The 17,529-nt window shown below is 71.4% G+C and carries 16 protein-coding genes; 8 read left to right on the plus strand and 8 right to left on the minus strand.

Features of this window, described 5'->3' with window-relative positions:
• On the plus strand, window positions 1-503 hold a 503-nt coding region (locus IE118_RS13785; protein WP_189558175.1), incomplete at its 5' end, for an ATP-binding protein.
• Window positions 504-581: 78 nt separating this feature from the next.
• On the opposite strand, the gene IE118_RS13790 is transcribed toward IE118_RS13785, so the two are convergent.
• A complete protein-coding gene (locus IE118_RS13790; protein WP_189558176.1) occupies window positions 582-2,873 on the minus strand; it encodes a transglycosylase domain-containing protein in 2,292 nt (763 codons plus the stop codon).
• 259 nt (window positions 2,874-3,132) lie between these two features.
• Between IE118_RS13790 and IE118_RS13795 the strand changes: the two genes are divergently transcribed.
• From IE118_RS13795 to IE118_RS13815, 5 genes are all read left to right on the plus strand, one after another.
• On the plus strand, window positions 3,133-4,068 hold the full coding sequence (locus IE118_RS13795) for an SPFH domain-containing protein (RefSeq protein WP_189558177.1): 936 nt from the start codon (window positions 3,133-3,135) through the stop codon (window positions 4,066-4,068).
• On the plus strand, window positions 4,065-4,322 hold the full coding sequence (locus IE118_RS13800; protein WP_229846800.1) for a type II toxin-antitoxin system antitoxin: 258 nt from the start codon (window positions 4,065-4,067) through the stop codon (window positions 4,320-4,322). The genes IE118_RS13795 and IE118_RS13800 overlap by 4 nt, the downstream gene beginning before the upstream one ends.
• Before the next feature lie 126 nt (window positions 4,323-4,448).
• The gene (locus IE118_RS13805) at window positions 4,449-4,973 is read left to right on the plus strand and encodes a PadR family transcriptional regulator (RefSeq protein WP_189558179.1); all 525 of its coding nucleotides are present in this window, start codon (window positions 4,449-4,451) and stop codon (window positions 4,971-4,973) included.
• The gene (locus tag IE118_RS13810) at window positions 4,970-5,665 is read left to right on the plus strand and encodes an ABC transporter ATP-binding protein (protein ID WP_189558180.1); all 696 of its coding nucleotides are present in this window, start codon (window positions 4,970-4,972) and stop codon (window positions 5,663-5,665) included. Before IE118_RS13805 ends, IE118_RS13810 begins: the two co-directional genes overlap by 4 nt.
• Window positions 5,662-7,995, plus strand: a complete 2,334-nt coding sequence (locus IE118_RS13815) for an ABC transporter permease (protein WP_189558181.1) — start codon at window positions 5,662-5,664, stop codon at window positions 7,993-7,995. Before IE118_RS13810 ends, IE118_RS13815 begins: the two co-directional genes overlap by 4 nt.
• A gap of 22 nt (window positions 7,996-8,017) precedes the next feature.
• Here the strand turns inward: IE118_RS13815 and IE118_RS13820 are convergent, their stop codons facing one another.
• Entirely contained in the window at window positions 8,018-8,962 is a 945-nt protein-coding gene (locus tag IE118_RS13820; RefSeq protein WP_229846801.1) for a LysR substrate-binding domain-containing protein, read from the minus strand.
• Window positions 8,963-9,095: 133 nt separating this feature from the next.
• On the opposite strand from IE118_RS13820, the gene IE118_RS13825 reads away from it, so the two are divergent.
• Window positions 9,096-9,650 (plus strand): peroxiredoxin, encoded by a 555-nt coding sequence (locus tag IE118_RS13825; protein WP_189558182.1) that lies wholly within the window; start codon window positions 9,096-9,098, stop codon window positions 9,648-9,650.
• Window positions 9,651-9,656: 6 nt separating this feature from the next.
• Window positions 9,657-10,193 (plus strand): alkyl hydroperoxide reductase, encoded by a 537-nt coding sequence (locus IE118_RS13830; RefSeq protein WP_189558183.1) that lies wholly within the window; start codon window positions 9,657-9,659, stop codon window positions 10,191-10,193.
• A 92-nt stretch (window positions 10,194-10,285) separates the two neighbouring features.
• Here IE118_RS13830 and IE118_RS13835 read toward each other — a convergent pair whose 3' ends face one another.
• The 6 genes from IE118_RS13835 to IE118_RS13860 all read right to left on the minus strand — a co-directional run bounded on the left by IE118_RS13835 (window position 10,286) and on the right by IE118_RS13860 (window position 17,477).
• Window positions 10,286-11,668, minus strand: a complete 1,383-nt coding sequence (locus IE118_RS13835) for an AI-2E family transporter (RefSeq protein ID WP_189558184.1) — start codon at window positions 11,666-11,668, stop codon at window positions 10,286-10,288.
• A 143-nt stretch (window positions 11,669-11,811) separates the two neighbouring features.
• Window positions 11,812-12,510, minus strand: a complete 699-nt coding sequence (locus IE118_RS13840; protein ID WP_434100243.1) for an aggregation-promoting factor C-terminal-like domain-containing protein — start codon at window positions 12,508-12,510, stop codon at window positions 11,812-11,814.
• Between the two features lie 409 nt (window positions 12,511-12,919).
• Window positions 12,920-14,245, minus strand: coding sequence for an RNA 5'-3' helicase PhoH2 (gene phoH2 / locus IE118_RS13845; RefSeq protein ID WP_189558186.1), 1,326 nt, complete (start codon window positions 14,243-14,245; stop codon window positions 12,920-12,922).
• 315 nt (window positions 14,246-14,560) lie between these two features.
• Window positions 14,561-15,334, minus strand: coding sequence for an isoprenyl transferase (locus IE118_RS13850; RefSeq protein ID WP_189558187.1), 774 nt, complete (start codon window positions 15,332-15,334; stop codon window positions 14,561-14,563).
• 175 nt (window positions 15,335-15,509) lie between these two features.
• Complete coding sequence (locus IE118_RS13855; RefSeq protein WP_189558188.1) at window positions 15,510-16,151, minus strand: hypothetical protein; 642 nt, start codon at window positions 16,149-16,151, stop codon at window positions 15,510-15,512.
• Window positions 16,152-16,688: 537 nt separating this feature from the next.
• Window positions 16,689-17,477, minus strand: coding sequence for a class I SAM-dependent methyltransferase (locus IE118_RS13860; protein WP_189558189.1), 789 nt, complete (start codon window positions 17,475-17,477; stop codon window positions 16,689-16,691).
• Window positions 17,478-17,529: the final 52 nt, after the last annotated feature.

A 17,529-nucleotide genomic window follows, 5' to 3' on the forward strand; every position in this document is an offset into this window, starting at 1 on the left:
CCGCGCAGCTGACCGGCGCGGACCATCCGCCGCCGCTGGAGGCGCTGTGCGACGAGGTGCTGGACATGCTCGGCCCGGGCGACCGGGACGACGACATCGCGCTGCTCGCCGCCCGCTTCGACGGGATCGCGCCGAACGACGTGGCGTACTGGTTCCTGGAGCCGGAGGACGCGGCCCCCGGCCGGGCCCGCCGCCTGGCCCGGCGGGCGCTGACCCGCTGGGGCATGGAGGAACTGAGCGACTCCGTGGAGCTGCTGGTCAGCGAGGTGGTGACGAACGCGGTGCGGTACGCCACGCGGCCGGTCACGCTGCGGCTGCTGCGCACGGACGTGCTGCGCTGTGAGGTCGGTGACGACGTGCCGCAGCTGCCGCGGCTGCGGCAGGCACGCGCCACGGACGAGGGCGGGCGCGGACTGTACCTGGTGAACCGGCTGGCCCGGCGCTGGGGCGCGACCCGGCTGAGCACGGGCAAGGTGGTGTGGTTCGAGCTGAACCACGGCTGAGCCGCGTACGGCGCGAGGGGCGCCCGGTGTGGTCACCGGGCGCCCCTCGCGTCTCCCCGTCCGTCGGATCCGCCCGGGCTACTGGTCCCCGCCGAACTGGGGGTCGTCCGGGTCGCCCGGGATGCCGAGGGTCGGCGAGCCGGAGGGCGGTGTCTTCGTCGGCGGCGTGGACGTCGGCGGCTCGGAGGTCGGCGGCTCGGACGTCGGCGGCGCGGACGAGGTCTCGGGCGGGGCCTCGGTGGTGGGCGCCCGGGTCGTCGGCTCCTGGCTCGGGGTGACCGAGGGCGACGGGGTGGCCGACGGCGTACGGGTCGGCCGTACGGCGGCGCCCTGGTCGGTGTCCAGGTCGAACCTGCTGACCTCGTCCATGACGCCGAAGGTGTAGGCGGCCCAGATCTCGGCGGGGAAACCACCGCCGTTGACGCGGTACTCGACACCGCCGGCCTTGTACATCGGCACCTGGTTCTGGTTCTCCGCGTCCTCGCCGAACAGGCCGACCGAGGTGACCAGTTCCGGCGTGAAGCCGGTGAACCAGGCCGACTTGTTGTTGTCGGACGTGCCCGTCTTGCCGGCCACCTGCTGGCCGCCCCGCAGCGGGTTCTCCCGCACGGACCGCCGGGCCGTACCGTCGTCGACCACGCCGGTGAGCACGGAGGTCACCGTGTCGGCGGCGGCGCGGCTGACGACCTGGTCGCCGACCGGGTCGGCGAACTCGACGCTGCGGCTGTTGTGCTCGACCGACTTCACCAGGGCCGGGGTGACCTTCTTGCCGTGGTTGGCGAGGGTGGCGTAGACGCCCGCCATCTCCAGCGGGCTCGCGCCCATGCTGCCCAGGGTCTGCGCGGGGACGGCCTCGACGCCCTCGGTGTCCATGCCGAGGTCGCCCGCGACCTTGACAACCTCGGTCATGCCGACGTCGATGCCCATCTGCGCGAAGACCGAGTTGACGGACTTGTTCATCGCCTCCTGGACGGTGATGTCGCCGTAGTCGATGTCGTCCTCGTTGGGGGGCGCGAAGCCGACCTTGCGGTCGCCGTCCCGCACGGGGCGCTTGCTGGTGCCGTCGTAGATCGTGTCGGCCCGGATCGGCACGCCGCCCTGGGTCTCGGCGCCCTGGTCCACGGCCGCGGCGAGGATGACCGGCTTGAAGGTGGAGGCCGGCTGGTAGTCGTCGCGGGTGGCGTTGTTGGTGAAGTGCTTGACGTAGTCCACGCCGCCGTACATCGCCACGACCGCGCCCGTCTTCGGGTTCACGGAGACGGCACCGGCCTGGACGTCGGCGTCGACCGCGCGCTTCTCCGGGTCGAGCTTGCTGGTCAGCTTGGCCTTGACCGCCTTCTCCAGCGCGGCCTGCTTCTTCTTGTCGATGTTGACCGTGATGGTGTAGCCACCGAGGTCGAGCAGGGCGTCGGCCTGCTTCATGTCCTCCGCGATGCCCTGTTCGACGAACTGCCGCTTGACCGCGTTGTTGGCCGCCTCGACCACGTAGCCGGTCTGGCCCTCCATCCCGGGGGCGGCCTTCGGCTCCTTGGGGACGGGGAACTCCATGCCCTGACGGTCGCCGGCGCTCAGCCACTTCTGCTCGACCATGTTGTCCAGGACGTAGTTCCAGCGCTCCTGGACGAGCTTCTTGCCGCTCTCGCCGGCGACGGCCCAGTCGTACTGGCTCGGCGCCTGGAGCACCGCGGCGAGGTAGGCGCCCTGCTCCACCGTCAGGTCCTCGGCGTCGACACGGTAGTAGGCCTGTGCGGCGGCCTGGATACCGTAGGCGCCGCGGCCGTAGTAGCTGGTGTTGATGTAGCCCGCGAGGATGTAGTCCTTGGACTTCTCCCGGTCCAGCTTCAGGGAGATGACCACTTCCTTCATCTTGCGCGTGACGGTCTGTTCCTGCGACAGGTAGTAGTTCTTGACGTACTGCTGGGTGATCGTCGAACCACCCTGTGCGCCCTTGCCGGAGAGCGTGTTGAACACACCCCGCGCGGTGCCCTTGATGTCGACGCCGGAGTCCTTGTAGAAGGTCTTGTTCTCGGCGGCGACGAAGGTGCGCTGCACGTCCTTGGGGACCCGGGCGAGGTCGACGATCTCGCGGTTGAAGCCGCTGCGGGCCATGATCGAGCCGTCGGTGTACTTGTAGACGTTGCCCTGCGACTCCGCCTCGGCGTTCCCCTCGGGGATGTCGATCACCATGTACAGCACGATGAAGGCGCCCATGCCGAGCAGGCAGAGGCCGAAGAAGGTGCCGACGATCTTCTTCCAGGTGAAGAGCCGGCGTATGCCGGTGCGGCCGGTGGCGCCCGACGAGCTGCGGCCCGTGGGTGCCGCACGGCGCCCGCCGCGCTGTCGTGCGCGTCTTTCTTCCGCTCGTCCCATGCGCCCGTTCCGCTCCGCTTCGTTCATGTGTGCTCGACTGCCACACAGGTTCGCCGCTCAGGTCAGCTCAGAAAGCTAACACCGGGAGCTATGACAAAGGGCTGCTGATGCGGTCGTTACGGACGTGACAATCAGCACCCGTCTCAAAGGAACCGACGTACGAGGGGCCCGCGGGGTTGCCGCGATCGGGTAAAGTGATATCACTTAGCTAGGCAGGCGCTAGCCCATGGCGGGCGCCCGGAGAAACGGGGGATCACCCATGTCCACGCACGACACGCAGGTCACGGCCGATGTGCCGGAGATGCCGGCCCCGCGCGTCCGGGAGGTCCCGGCGCACAGCATCGGCGGCGGACTGGCGCTGGCTCTCGGCCTGGTCGGACTGCTGACCGGCACGGCGCTGATCGTCACCGCCACGGCGGTCACCGCGACCGGCGCCAAGGCCGCCCTGATCACCGGCGGCATCCTGATCGGGATCGCCGCGTTCCTCGCGATGTGCGGGCTGAACATGGTGGCGCCGGGCGAGGCCCGGGTGGTGCAGCTCTTCGGCCGCTACCGGGGGACGATCCGCCAGGACGGCCTGCGCTGGGTGAACCCCCTCACCACGCGCCACAAGATCTCCACGCGGGTGCGCAACCACGAGACCGCCGTACTGAAGGTGAACGACGCCTACGGCAACCCCATCGAGCTGGCCGCGGTCGTGGTGTGGCGGGTGGAGGACACCGCGCAGGCCACCTTCGAGGTGGACGACTACGTCGAGTTCGTCTCCACCCAGACCGAGGCGGCCGTGCGGCACATCGCCATCGAGTACCCCTACGACGCCCACGACGAGGACGGCCTGTCGCTGCGCGGCAACGCCGAGGAGATCACCGAGAAGCTCGCCGTCGAACTGCGCGCGCGGGTGGACGCGGCGGGCGTGCAGATCATCGAGTCCCGTTTCACCCACCTCGCCTACGCGCCCGAGATCGCCTCGGCGATGCTCCAGCGGCAGCAGGCCGGCGCGGTCGTGGCGGCGCGGCAGCAGATCGTGGAGGGTGCCGTGGGCATGGTCGAGTCGGCCCTGGACCGGATCCAGGAGCAGGGCATCGTGGAGCTCGACGCGGAACGGAAGGCGGCGATGGTGTCCAACCTGATGGTGGTGCTGTGCGGCGACCGCTCGGCGCAGCCGGTCCTCAACACCGGGACGCTCTACCAGTGACGGCTCCGTCCGGGGGCCCGGCCCCCCAGGGTCGGCCGCAGCGCAAGCAGGTGCTGCTGCGGCTCGACCCGTCGGTGTACGAGGCGCTGGCCCGCTGGGCGAACGACGAGCTGCGCTCGGCCAACGCGCAGATCGAGTTCCTGTTGCGGCGGGCCCTCGCGGAGGCGGGGCGGCTACCCGGCGAGACCGGCCCCCTGCCCCGCCGCGGACGTCCGCCCGGGGGCTCCTCCCCCGGTTCCCCGCCGCCCGGCTGAACGGCCCGGCCGGCCCGGTAGCAGAACCGTGACAATCGGCCCCCACCAGGAGGTTCGCACACCTCGAAGGCTTCTGCACACGCGGTGTATACACAGTGCGTATACACGGTGTGTAGAGTGCTCGGCATGTCCATCGGTCACACCCTCCTGGGGCTCCTGGAGTCCGGCCCGCGCCACGGTTACGACCTGAAGCGGGCCTTCGACGAGAAGTTCGGTCACGACCGGCCGCTGCACTACGGCCAGGTCTACTCGACGATGTCCCGCCTGCTGAAGAACGGGCTCGTCGAAGTCGACGGCATCGAGGCCGGCGGCGGCCCCGAGCGGAAGCGGTACGCGATCACCGAGGCCGGCATCACCGATGTCGAGCGCTGGCTCGCCACGCCGGAGAAGCCGGAGCCGTACCTCCAGTCGACCCTCTACACCAAGGTCGTCCTGGCGCTGCTCACCAGCCGTGACGCCGCCGACGTCCTCGACACGCAGCGCTCGGAGCACCTGCGCAGCATGCGGATCCTCACCGACCGCAAGCGCAGGGGCGATCTCGCCGACCAGCTCATCTGCGACCACGCCCTCTTCCACCTCGAGGCCGACCTGCGCTGGCTGGAGCTGACCGCGGCGCGTCTCGACAAGCTCCGTGAGGCGGTGGCCCGATGACCACGACCCCTCCCCCCGGTTCCCTGCTCGTCGCCCGGGACCTGCGCAAGGTGTACGGCCCGACGACCGCGCTCGACGGCGCGGCCTTCTCCATCCACCCCGGCGAGGTCGTCGCCGTGATGGGGCCCTCCGGTTCGGGCAAGTCCACGCTGCTGCACTGCCTCGCCGGGATCGTCACCCCCGACTCCGGGTCGATCCTGTACGACGGACGCGAGCTGACCGCCATGAGCGACTCCGAGCGCAGCGCGCTCCGGCGCTCGGAGTTCGGTTTCGTCTTCCAGTTCGGGCAGCTCGTGCCGGAGCTCACCTGCGTGGAGAACGTGGCCCTGCCGATGCGGCTGAACGGCACGCCGCGCAAGGAGGCCGAGCGGGCCGCGCTGGCCTGGATGGAGCGCCTGGAGGTCGACGACGTCCGCGGCAAGCGGCCCGGCGAGGTGTCCGGCGGTCAGGGCCAGCGGGTCGCCGTGGCGCGGGCCCTGGTCACCGGCCCGCGGCTGCTGTTCGCCGACGAGCCGACCGGCGCGCTGGACTCCCTCAACGGCGAACGGGTGATGGAGCTGCTCACCGAGGCCGCCCGGTCCGCCAACGCCGCCGTCGTCCTCGTCACGCACGAGGCGCGGGTGGCCGCCTACTCCGACCGAGAGATCGTCGTGCGCGACGGCAGGTCCCGGGACATGGAGCGCGTCGTATGAGTGCCGCTCAGTGGGCGCGGGACCTCGGCATGGGGCTGCGGTTCGCCTTCGCCGGGGGCCGCGAGGGCTGGACCCGGGCCCTGCTCACCGCGGTCGGGGTGGGGCTGGGCGTGGCGCTGCTGCTGCTCACCACCGCCCTGCCCGCCGCACTGGCGGAGCGCGACCGGCGGGAGGAGGGCCGCCTCAACTACACCTACGGCGAGCAGATCGCGCGGGCCGACGACACCCTGATGACGGCGGACACCAACACGGAGTTCGGCGGCCGGGACATCCGCGGCCGGCTGCTGGAGCCGGAGGGCGACAAGGCCCCGCTGCCGCCCGGCCTGCGGGAGTTCCCCGCCCCGGGCGACATGCTGGTCTCCCCCGCGCTGAAGGAGCTCCTCGACTCCGGCGACGGCGCGCTGCTGCGGGAGCGGCTGCCGTACGACATCGTGGGCACGATCGGCGAGCAGGGCCTGATCGGGTCGCAGGAACTCGCCTACTACGCGGGCGCCCAGGGCCTCGCGGACCGGGCCGGCGACGGGCTGGTGGGCCGCATCGACTCCTTCGGGGACCCCAACCCCACCGAGGAGGAGATGGACCCGGTCCTCATGCTGCTGATCCTGGTCGTCTTCGTGGTGCTGCTGATGCCGGTCGCCGTGTTCATCGCCGCGGCCGTGCGCTTCGGCGGCGAGCGGCGCGACCGCCGGCTGGCGGCGCTGCGGCTGGTCGGCTCCGACGGCGGGATGACCCGGCGGATCGCGGCGGGGGAGGCGCTCGGCGGGGCCCTGCTGGGGCTGGTGTTCGGCACCGCGTTCTTCCTGGCGGGGCGTGAGTTCGCGGCGTCCGTCGAAGTGTTCCGGATCAGTGTCTTCCCGAGCTATCTGAACCCCTCGCCGCTGCTGGCGCTGCTGGTCGCGGTGGCGGTCCCGGCGGCCGCGGTGCTGGTGACCCTGCTGGCGCTGCGCGGGGTGGTCATCGAGCCGCTGGGTGTGGTGCGCACGGCGCGGCCGGCCCGCCGCCGGCTGTGGTGGCGGCTGCTGTTCCCGCTGGCCGGCGTCGTCATGCTGGTCCCCATGCTCGGCCAGGGCAAGGAGAACGGGGAGTTCAACGGATACCTGGTCACCGGTGGTGTCATCTGCCTGCTCGTCGGCGTCACCGCGCTGCTGCCGTGGTTCGTGGAGACGGTCGTCGCCCGGCTCGGCTCCGGCAGCGTGTCCTGGCAGCTGGCCGTGCGCCGGCTCCAGCTGAGCAGCGGCACGGCGGCACGCATGGTCAACGGCATCGCCGTGGCCGTGGCCGGTGCGATCGCCCTGCAGATGCTGTTCGCCGGGGTGGAGGCCGACTACACCAAGGAGACCGGCTACGACGTGTCGCTGGCGCAGATGCAGGTCCGGGTGCCGGAGGGCACCGAGATCGACGCGGCCACGGCGAAGCTGGCGGAGACCGAGGGCGTCCGCAAGGTCTACCCGCTGTCCGAGGGGTACTTCGCCGACCGCCCGTACACCGAGGAACCGCAGCGCAGTGCCCAGCTGACCGTCGGCGACTGCGCGACCCTGCGCGAGGTGGCGAAGCTGCCCTCGTGCGCGGACGGCGACGTGTTCGCGGTGCAGGGCGGCGAGCACGACACCGACACGCCGTCGCTGAGCAGGCCGGGCCAGAAGCTGTACGCGGAGGTGCCGTCCCCCGGCGAGGAGATGAAGGAGGTCGAGTGGACCGTCCCCGGGGCGCTGAAGGAGGCCGCCTCCGTCGAGGACCCGACCGGGACGAAGCGCGGCGGTTTCCTGCTGACCCGCGGGGCGATGCCCGACGACCTGGCCGAAGCGGTGCGGGGCCAGCTGTACCTGGCGATCGACGACTCGGTGCCGCACGCCCGTGAGCACGTGCGCAACACGGCGGCCGCGATCGACCCGCTGTCCGATCCGATGACCTGGTCCGCGACCGAGCGGACCGAGCGCTTCGACACCATCCGCACGGGCCTGTTCGTCGGCGCCGCCGCCGTCCTGGCGCTGATCGGGGCGAGCCTGCTGGTCTCCCAGCTGGAGCAGTTGCGCGAACGCCGCAAGCTGCTGGCCGCGCTGGTCGCCTTCGGCACCCGGCGGCGCACGCTGAGCCTGTCGGTGCTGTGGCAGACGGCCGTCCCGATCGGTCTGGGACTGCTGCTGGCCGCGGCCGTGGGCATCACCCTGGGCGCGGTGCTGCTGCGGATGACCGCCACACCGGTCGGCGTGGACTGGCCGAGCGTCCTGCAGATGACCGGCATCGGCGCGGGCGTCGTCCTCGTGGTGACCCTGCTGAGCCTGCCCCCGCTGCTGCGCATGATGCGCCCGGACGGGCTGCGCACGGAGTAGGACCGGTACGGACCGCGGGCGTTCAGCCTCCCACGGTCCGCACCGGCAGGTCCCGCAGCGCCTCGCGCAGCGCCGACGCCAGCTGCTCGTACTCCGCCGCCCTCGCCGCGCCCGTGCGCATGGCGAGGGCGATGCGGCGGGTGGGGGCCGGGTCGGTGAAACAGCCGGTGAGCAGGCGGCTGGAGCGGGTGGTCTCGACGTCGACGGCGGTGCGCGGCAGCAGCGTCACCCCCAGGCCGCCCGCCACCAGCTGGACCAGCGTGGAGAGTCCGGCCGCCGTGGTGGTGGCCGCGACGCCGGTGCGGCCGGCCTCGCGGCAGATCTCCAGGGCCTGGTCGCGCAGGCAGTGGCCCTCGTCCAGCAGGAGCAGGTTCAGCTCGCGCAGCACGTCCCGGGGTATGCCCCGCCGTCCGCCGAGCCGGTGCCCGGGCGGGGTGACCAGCACGAAGTCCTCGTCGAACAGCGGGATCTCGATCACTCCGGGGGCACCGAGGGGCACGGCGAGCAGCAGCAGGTCCAGCCGGCCGGCGGCCAGTCCGTCGAGCAGGCTGGCGGTCTGCTCCTCGTGCACCTGGAGGTCGAGCTGCGGATAGCGGTCGTGCACCAGCCGCAGCACGGTGGGCAGCACGTACGGGGCGACCGTGGGGATGACCCCGAGGCGCAGCGCCCCGGTGAAGGGCGCCCGCAGCGCGTCGGCCTCCTCCAGCAGCGCCGCGACCTCCTCCAGCACGGCCTTGGCGCGGGGGGCGAGGCGCTCACCGGCCGGGGAGAGCAGTACCTTCCGCGTCGTACGCTCGACGAGCGTGACACCGAGTGTCTCCTCCAGCGCGGCCACCGCTCCCGACAGCGCCGGCTGGCTCGTGCCGGTCGCCGCCGCGGCGTCCCGGAAGTGCAGATGCTCGGCCACCGCGGCGAACGCCCGCAGCTGGGCGAGGCTGGGCTGCCTGCGCCTGTTACCCGCAGTCACTGATAACTTCCTCCGATCAACACGACCGAGTGTAGCTATTTCACGAATCAATGCAGCCTGTGCCAACATCAACAAGGTCCAACCCATGGGAAATGCCCGCGATCCGGGCGTTTCTTCGCTGCAAGGAGGGCCTGTGCTCACTGTCGGTGACAAGTTCCCCGAGTTCGAACTGACCGCCTGCGTCTCGCTGGAGAAGGGCAAGGAGTTCGAGACGATCAACCACAAGACCTATGAGGGCAAGTGGAAGATCGTGTTCGCGTGGCCCAAGGACTTCACCTTCGTGTGCCCGACCGAGATCGCCGCGTTCGGCAAGCTGAACGAGGAGTTCGCCGACCGGGACGCCCAGGTCCTCGGCTTCTCCGGTGACTCGGAGTTCGTCCACCACGCCTGGCGCAAGGACCACGACGACCTGCGCGACCTGCCGTTCCCGATGATGGCGGACTCCAGGCACGAGCTGATGCGCGACCTCGGCATCGAGGGCGAGGACGGCTTCGCCAAGCGCGCGGTGTTCATCGTGGACCAGAACAACGAGATCCAGTTCTCCATGGTGACCGCCGGCTCCGTCGGCCGGAACCCGAAGGAGGTCCTGCGGGTGCTGGACGCCCTGCAGACCGACGAGCTCTGCCCGTGCAACTGGTCCAAGGGCGAGGAGACCCTGGACCCGGTCGCGCTGCTGGCCGGGGAGTGACCTGACATGTCCCTCGACTCCCTGAAGTCCCGCATACCGGACTACGCCAAGGACCTGAAGCTCAACCTGGGTTCGGTCATCGGCAACTCGGACCTGCCGGCCCAGCAGCTGTGGGGCACGGTGCTGTCGACGGCGATCGCCTCGCGTTCGCCGATCGTGCTGCGCGAGCTGGAGCCGGAGGCGAAGGCCAACCTGTCGCCCGAGGCGTACACGGCCGCGAAGGCCGCCGCCGCGGTGATGGCGATGAACAACGTCTTCTACCGCACGCGTCATCTGCTGTCGGACCACGAGTACGGCAACCTGCGTGCCGGTCTGCGGATGAACGTCATCGGCAACCCGGGCGTCGACAAGGTCGACTTCGAGTTCTGGTCCTTCGCGGTGTCCGCGATCAACGGCTGCGGCATGTGCCTCGACTCCCACGAGCAGGTGCTCCGCAAGGCCGGTCTGGAGCGCGAGGCGGTCCAGGAGGCCTTCAAGATCGCCGCGGTGATCCAGGCGGTGGCCGCGACGCTCGACGCGGAGGCTGCGCTGACCGCGCAGTAGCCCCGTTCACCCGAAGGCCCGTCCACCTCCCGGTGGACGGGCCTTCGGCATGACCGCCGGGGCCCGGGGGCGGCGGCGGGACGGGCGCGGCGTCAGTCCCGGGGCGGGTCGTCCGGCTCGGGTGCCGGGGGCGGGGCCGGAGGCGGGGTGGGCGCGGCGGGCCGCGGGGCGTCCGGGGCGGACATGGCCGTGGCACCGCGCGGACGCGGCGAGCGGATCACCGCCGCCTCGTGGGAGAACGCGCGGAGGTAGCCGACCACGGTGTTGGTGACCGCCACCAGCGGTACCGCGACCACCGCGCCCCCGATGCCCGCGATCATGCCGCCGGAGGCGACCGCCAGCACCACCGCCAGCGGGTGCACCCGCACCGCGCGGCCCAGGATGAACGGCTGGAGGATGTGCCCCTCGATCTGCTGCACCGCCAGCACCACCACGAGCACCATGACGCCCGTGAACACGCCCTGTGTGACGAGCCCGACGACCACCGCCAGCGCGCCCGACACCACCGCGCCCACCAGCGGGATGAACGAGAACAGGAAGATGAAGACGGCGAGCGGCACCGCCATCGGCACGTCGAGGAAGTAGATGCCGAGGCCGATGAAGATCGCGTCGATCAGAGCCACTATCACCGTGCCGCGCACGTACGCCGTCAGCGTCCGCCAGGCCACCGGGCCGGCACCGGCGACACCCGGACGGGCCGCGGCCGGAACCAGCTTGAGCGACCACTCCCAGATCCGCTTGCCGTCGTAGAGCAGGAACAGCGTCGAGAAGACGGCCAGCAGTATGCCGGTGAGCGCCTCGACGACGACGGTCACGCCCTCCAGGCCCGCCGACGTGATCTGCTCGGTGTTGGCGCCGACCGCCTCCCGCAGGTTCTTGGCGATCTCGTTGATCTGCTTGTCGGTGACGTGGAAGGGGCTGTTGAGCAGCCAGTTGCGCAGTTCGTCGATGCCGTCCTGGATCTGGTCGGAGAGGTGGTCGATGTTCTCCATGACCTGCCAGGTCACGAACCAGCCGATCAGGCCGATGACGACGAACCCGAACAGCGCGGTCAGCGCGGTGGCCGGGCCCCGCGGCACTCCGATCCGCGTCAGCCGGGCCACGGTGGGCTGGAGCAGCGCGGTGATCAGCAGCGAGGCCACGAACGCGAGGACGACGAGCTGTACGGCGCTGATCACCCGCATCAGCACCCAGACGGTGCCGGCCAGCACCAGCAGCCGCCAGCCGGCCTCGGCGGCGACCCGCACTCCCCAGGGCACGGCCTGCGCCGGGTCGGGCCGCACCGGAGCGGCCGCGGGGGCGGCGTACTCGACGGGCGCCGGCGACCGGTCGGGGTCCGGGCCGCTGACCGGCGGGGCGGGTTCGTCGTCGGGCCGGAGGTCCCGCGCCACTTCGGCGCGGCGCTGCTCCAGCCGCTTGCTGACCTCGGTCAGTCCGGCTCCGACCCGGCCGAGCCACCCTGGCACTCGCGACATGATCCGTCCTCTTCCCCCGTTTCCCCCCACCACTCCCCCTGGAGTCGTCGGTCAGACCGTACAGGGCGACAGCCCCGCACCGTAGGACGGTGCGGGGCTGTGGCGGGGTTGAGCGAGGCGGGGCGGCGGGCTCCCCGGTACTCCTAGTACCAGTGGTTGGCCTGCCAGAAGTTCCAGGCGCCGCAGGGGCTGCCGTAGCGGTTGTCCATGTAGCCGAGGCCCCACTTGATCTGGGTGGCGGGGTTGGTGGCCCAGTCGGCTCCGGCGGAGGACATCTTCGAACCCGGGAGCGCCTGCACCAGACCGTAGGCGTCGGACGTGGGGTTGTCGGCCCGGTAGTTCCAGCTCGACTCGCGCTCCACGATGTTGCTGAAGCACTGGAACTGGTCCGCGGGCACGATCTGCCGGGCCATCGCCTGCACTTCGGCGATCGTGTACGAGGACTGGACGGCGAAGCTGGACGCGTCGCGGACCGCGGAGCGGCTGGCGGCGGCCTTGGCCTCGGCGCGCTCCTTGGCCTCCTGCTCCGCCTTCTCCGCCGCTTCCTTCTTCTTCGCGACGGCGGTCTCGGCGGCTGCCTTGCGGGCGGCCTCCTCGGCGTCCTTCTTGGCGCTCGCGTCCGCGGCGATGGCCATCGTTTCGGCCTGCTGCGTCAGGGACGCGGTCTGCACCTGGGCCTGCTGGCCCGCGGGGATGTCCGCGAGCAGCGTGGTGCCGCTTGCCGTCGCCTCCGCGTCGTTGTTCTGCGCGGTGCTGCCCGAGGCAACGCCGACGACGCTTCCGACAGCGGTGACCGCCGTGGCCGAGGCCACTGCGAATCCCCGGACCGAGATCCGGCTCACACGGTTTCCTTCCAGCATCGACCGCTTCGGTGACCCTCGCGGACGCAATCGTGCCCCTGGCACTGACCTCCCCAACTGCGGGTCACGGGAGGCACGGGCCCGGTGGGCAACTCCTACGGAAGGAGCGCCGCGTGGTGCGCGGGCGGCATACGACGACGCTATGGAGTTGAAACTGTGGTTCCGCACCGCTGGGGGTACAGGTGTGTCGTATGCGGGGCCTGACAGGAAGGAGACTCTGCCGTAACCGGACGGCGCGAGGCAATTCTCCGTTGCGTGTGAAAGCTCACATCCCGTTTGGCCCTGGGGATTGCCGGAAACCCCCACGCACGCCGACGCCGCCCGGCTAGGCTCTTCGCCTTTCCGGACGGCGCCAACTACGGAGCAACCCACTCTTGTTGTGACGCGAGGGTCAGTTCGGACCGTCTTCGAGCATTTCGGTCACAAGGGCGGCGATCTGGGACCTCTCGGACCGGGTCAGCGTGACGTGCGCGAACAGCGGGTGCCCCTTCAGCTTCTCGACGACGGCGACCACACCGTCGTACCGCCCGACGCGCAGGTTGTCCCGCTGGGCGACGTCATGGGTCAGGACGACCCGCGAGTTGGCCCCGATCCGGGACAGCACGGTCAGCAGGACGTTCCGTTCCAGTGACTGGGCCTCGTCCACGATGACGAAGGCGTCGTGCAGGGAACGGCCCCGGATGTGGGTGAGCGGCAGGACCTCCAGCATGCCGCGCGCGGTGACCTCCTCGATGACCTCGCGGCTGGTGACGGCCGACAGCGTGTCGAAGACCGCCTGTGCCCAGGGGCTCATCTTCTCGGCCTCGGTACCGGGCAGGTAGCCGAGTTCCTGGCCGCCCACCGCGTACAGCGGACGGAAGACCATCACCTTCTGGTGCTGCCGGCGCTCCAGCACCGCCTCGAGGCCCGCGCACAGCGCCAGCGCCGACTTGCCGGTGCCGGCCCGGCCGCCCATGGACACGATGCCCACGTCCGGGTCGAGGAGCAGGTCGAGCGCGATGCGCTGCTCGGCGCTGCGGCCCTTGATGCCGAACACGTCCCGGTCGCCGCGCACCAGCCGGACGTTGCCGTCGGCGGTGACGCGTCCCAGCGCCCTGCCGCGCTCGGACTGGATGGTCAGGCCGGTGTGCACGGGAAGGCCGGACGCCTCGGGGACGTACACGTGCCCTTCCTCGAAGAGGATGTCCACCTGCTCACCGGGCAGGGTCAGTTCGGACATTCCGGTCCAGCCGGAGGAGTCCGTGATGGCGAGCTCCGCGCGGTACTCCTCGGCGAGGAGCCCGACGGAGGATGCCTTGATCCTGAGCGGGAGGTCCTTCGACACCACGGTGACGTCGAACCCCTCGGCCTGCAGGTTGCGGGCGACCGCGAGGATGCGGGAGTCGTTGTCCCCCAGGCGGTAGCCGCTGGGCAGCACGCCGGGGTCCGAGTGGTTGAGCTCGACCCGCACGGTCCCGCCGAGGTCCCCGGTCGGGATGGGGGCGTCGAGACGGCCGTACCGGACCCGGTAGTCGTCCAGCAGGCGGAGTGCCTGGCGGGCGAAGTAGCCGAGTTCGGGATGGTTCCGCTTGGCCTCCAGTTCCGTCACCACGACGACGGGGAGCACGACCTCGTGCTCGTCGAAGCGGGTCAGGGCATTGGGGTCGGCCAGCAGGACGCTGGTGTCGAGAACATAGGTGCGCCGGTCGGGCTTGTGGCGCTTTGCGCTGGTCACCACGGAAGGACGTACCCCCTCGGATGAGGTCGGGGAGCGACGGAGCGGGGCTGGACCGGTCGACGGCCCTCCTGCACGGGGGGCCGGGAACCGGTCCTCCGCTGCTTCGTCCGTGCCGTGACCGCACGGTCGGGCTGCTGCAAAAGGGCCTCCCGGGCGGACGGCTCCGGTGCCGTCCGCTGAGATCCGACGCCCGTGGTTCGGGCGTCGACCTGCCTGGCTTATTCCCTCTTACGACTCCGGCCATGCCACGGCATATGACGGCGCGCCGGTGAACAGTTGTGTGACCAGCGGTGCCGGGGCGGCTCCGGGGACCGCTCAGCCGCCGTAGCGCCGGTGGCGGGCGGCGTAGTCGCGCAGGGCCCGCAGGAAGTCGACCTTCCGGAAGGCCGGCCAGAAGACCTCGCAGAAGTAGTACTCCGAATGCGCGGTCTGCCAGAGCATGAAACCGGACAGCCGCTGCTCGCCGCTGGTGCGGATGACGAGGTCGGGATCGGGCTGGGCGCGGGTGTAGAGGTGACGCCCGATCATGTCGACGTCGACGGCGTCGGCGAGCTCCTCCAGGGAGGTGCCCTTCTCGTGGGCGTCGACGAGCATCGACCGCACGGCGTCGGCGATCTCCTGGCGACCGCCGTATCCGATGGCGACGTTGACCACTATTCCGCTGACGTGCGCGGTGGCCGCCTCGGCCTCCTTCAGGGTGGTCTGCATCCCGGAGGGCAGCAGATCGGGCGTGCCCACGTGGTGGACGCGCCAGCGCCCGTCGGCGGCGAGGGTGCGCACCACGTCCTCGATGATGCCGAGCAGCGGGACGAGTTCTTCCTCGGGCCGGTCGAAGTTGTCCGTCGACAGCAGCCAGAGGGTGACGACCTCGACGTCCGTCTCGCTGCACCAGCCGAGGAACTCCTCGATCTTGTCGGCGCCGGCCCGGTGGCCGTGGACCGTGCTGGACCCCGCGGCCTTCGCCCACCGGCGGTTGCCGTCCATGATGACGCCGATGTGCTTGGGCACCTGAGCGGTGTCCAGGTGGCCTTCCACCCGGCGTGCGTACAGCCTGACCAGCAGGCCGCGCAGCTTGTCGCGCAGGTTCACGTGATCGTCAGCCCCTCCGTACGGATCGGACAGGCGCGGCACCCCGCCGCGTCGCGCGGCAAGCGGCCCGGTCTCGGCCGCGGGCGGTCCCTGCCCGTATGGCGGTCCCCGAAGGCGAAGCGTACCCCCGCCGGGGCGGGGGTCCCCAAAGTCCGGGGTGGTGCGTTTGTCGGCTCTACGGCCCGTACGGGGGCGGTGTGCCGGTCGTGTGCCGGCGCCGGAACCACTGCCCGGCGGAGCCCTGGCTGAGCAGCACGATGATCGCGACGGCGGCGCCGAGCGGGAGGATCCCCAGCGGGACGCCCTGGGCGGCCGCGCTGAGCGCGAACAGGATCTGCACCGAGGCCAGCACGAGGGAGGCGACGCGCACGCCGTTGCCCGCCTTGCGGTACTGGAACGCCAGGACGAACAGCACCAGCGACATCAGGTACGTGCTGAAGAACCGCCCCGCCTCCTCGGGCCCCGCGGTGGCGGCGGCCACGACGGTGAGCAGCACCCCGAGGCCGAACGTCGCGAAGATCACGATCTGCGCGGCGCGCACGGAGCCGGGCATGCCCACGGGCCCGGACGGGCCGTAGGGGTACGGCGGAGGTCCACCCGCCCAGCCCTGCGGCTGCGCACCGGGGTGCGGGTGCGCACCGGGCTGCGGGTAGGGACCCGGCTGGGGATACGGACCCGGCTGGGGCTGGGCGCCGGGCTGCCCGTAGGGCGGGGGCTGCTGCCCGTACGGTCCGTACGCGGCGGGGGGACCGTACGCACCGGGCTGCCCGGGCTGCCCAGGGGGCTGGTGCTGCGGTGTCGGCTGCTCGTTCGACATGCCTGGACTCTAGCCAGAGCCCCCGCGGGGAGGTCACGTCCGGGGCGGCAAGAAAAAACGGGCCGGTCCGTGGGGGGGAGACGGACCGGCCCGAGGGGGGGTTTCCACCATAACCCTTCGTGAGTGATGTCGCGCGCATTGGCGGCACACAACTACTCTCCGGAATCGCCCGGCGACGCCCCGAGGGCCGGAAAGGGGGCCGTTCACCGGTCCCGGGTGGCCGAAAGGAGGCCGAATCCTGGGGAAATCCGGAAGTTGAGGGGACTGTGTGGAGGTTGCGGCACCGGCGCGCCGCTCCGCGCCACTCTTCCGGTCATCCCCCTGACGGGTGACCCCGGCGGCAGCGTCCGCTTGACCCCGGCGACGGCGATCGGGCCCTCCGGGCGGGGCGCGGCGGCCCGGGCACCGCGCAGCCCCCTCCACTGCGCGGTACCGCACCGCGCAGCTTTGCTTACGCGAATTACCTTGGTACGAACTTACGCGAAGGGGTGGCCCGAAGGCCAGCCGGGGTCGATAACGATGCGGAAACCCGCCCGCTCACCCGTGGGGCTTGCGCAGCTCGAAGAGGTGACGGCTGCTGTGGGCGACGAACGGTCCCTCGGCCACGATGCGTTCGTGCAGGGCGCGCAGCTCGGGCAGATACGCCTCGACGGTGAAGCCGGGCACCATCCAGATCACCTTGCGCAGGAAGTGCACGACGGCGGCGATGTCGTGGAACTCCATGCGCAGCCGCTCGGCCCGCACGTCGACGGTCTCCAGGCCGGCGGCCCCGGCCGCGTGCCGCTCGCGGTCCGGGTGCCGGGCCTCCCACTGCTCCCGGGGCTGCGGGCCGAGGAAGAACTCGACCAGCTCGTAGCCGCTGCCGGGCCCGACGTGCTGGGCGAAGTAGGTGCCGCCGGGGCGCAGTACCCGCGCGATCTCGCTCCAGTGGGCGGTGACGGGGTGCCTGCTGACGACCAGGTCGAAGGCCTCGTCGGCGAAGGGCAGCGGCGCGTCCTCCGGGGAGGTGACGACGGCGACACCCCGGGGCCGGAGCAGCGCCGTGGCCTTGGCGGCGTTGGGCGGCCAGCCCTCGGTGGCGACGGTGGGCGCGGGACGCCGGACGGCACGGGCGAGGGCGAAGTCCAGGACCTCGCCCCCGCCGGTCTGGAGGTCGAGCGCGGAAGCGGCCCGGTCCAGCCGTCCCGCCAGGGCCGTGGCGTACCCCCAGGAGGGCCGGGCCTCGGTGGCCCGGCCCTCGAACCAGGAGAAGTCCCATCCCTCGGTGGGGACGGCGGCGCCCTCGGCGAGGAGTTCTTCGAACGTGCGCATCTGCTGGTCGGACATGAGCCGACGATGCCCGAGCGCTCCCCGTCCTGTCGCCCGGATATCCGTGCGC

Source organism: Streptomyces pilosus, assembly GCF_014649835.1.
GTDB classification, from domain to species: Bacteria; Actinomycetota; Actinomycetes; order Streptomycetales; family Streptomycetaceae; genus Streptomyces; species Streptomyces pilosus.

Bases quoted from the DNA above. Each gene is read 5' to 3' on its own strand.
- IE118_RS13790 (WP_189558176.1), bottom strand. From the start codon at position 2,873: ATGGGACGAGCGGAAGAAAGACGCGCACGACAGCGCGGCGGGCGCCGT.
- IE118_RS13795 (WP_189558177.1), top strand. From the start codon at position 3,133: ATGTCCACGCACGACACGCAGGTCACGGCCGATGTGCCGGAGATGCCG.
- IE118_RS13805 (WP_189558179.1), top strand. From the start codon at position 4,449: ATGTCCATCGGTCACACCCTCCTGGGGCTCCTGGAGTCCGGCCCGCGC.
- IE118_RS13810 (WP_189558180.1), top strand. From the start codon at position 4,970: ATGACCACGACCCCTCCCCCCGGTTCCCTGCTCGTCGCCCGGGACCTG.
- IE118_RS13815 (WP_189558181.1), top strand. From the start codon at position 5,662: ATGAGTGCCGCTCAGTGGGCGCGGGACCTCGGCATGGGGCTGCGGTTC.
- IE118_RS13830 (WP_189558183.1), top strand. From the start codon at position 9,657: ATGTCCCTCGACTCCCTGAAGTCCCGCATACCGGACTACGCCAAGGAC.
- IE118_RS13835 (WP_189558184.1), bottom strand. From the start codon at position 11,668: ATGTCGCGAGTGCCAGGGTGGCTCGGCCGGGTCGGAGCCGGACTGACC.
- IE118_RS13855 (WP_189558188.1), bottom strand. From the start codon at position 16,151: ATGTCGAACGAGCAGCCGACACCGCAGCACCAGCCCCCTGGGCAGCCC.
- IE118_RS13860 (WP_189558189.1), bottom strand. From the start codon at position 17,477: ATGTCCGACCAGCAGATGCGCACGTTCGAAGAACTCCTCGCCGAGGGC.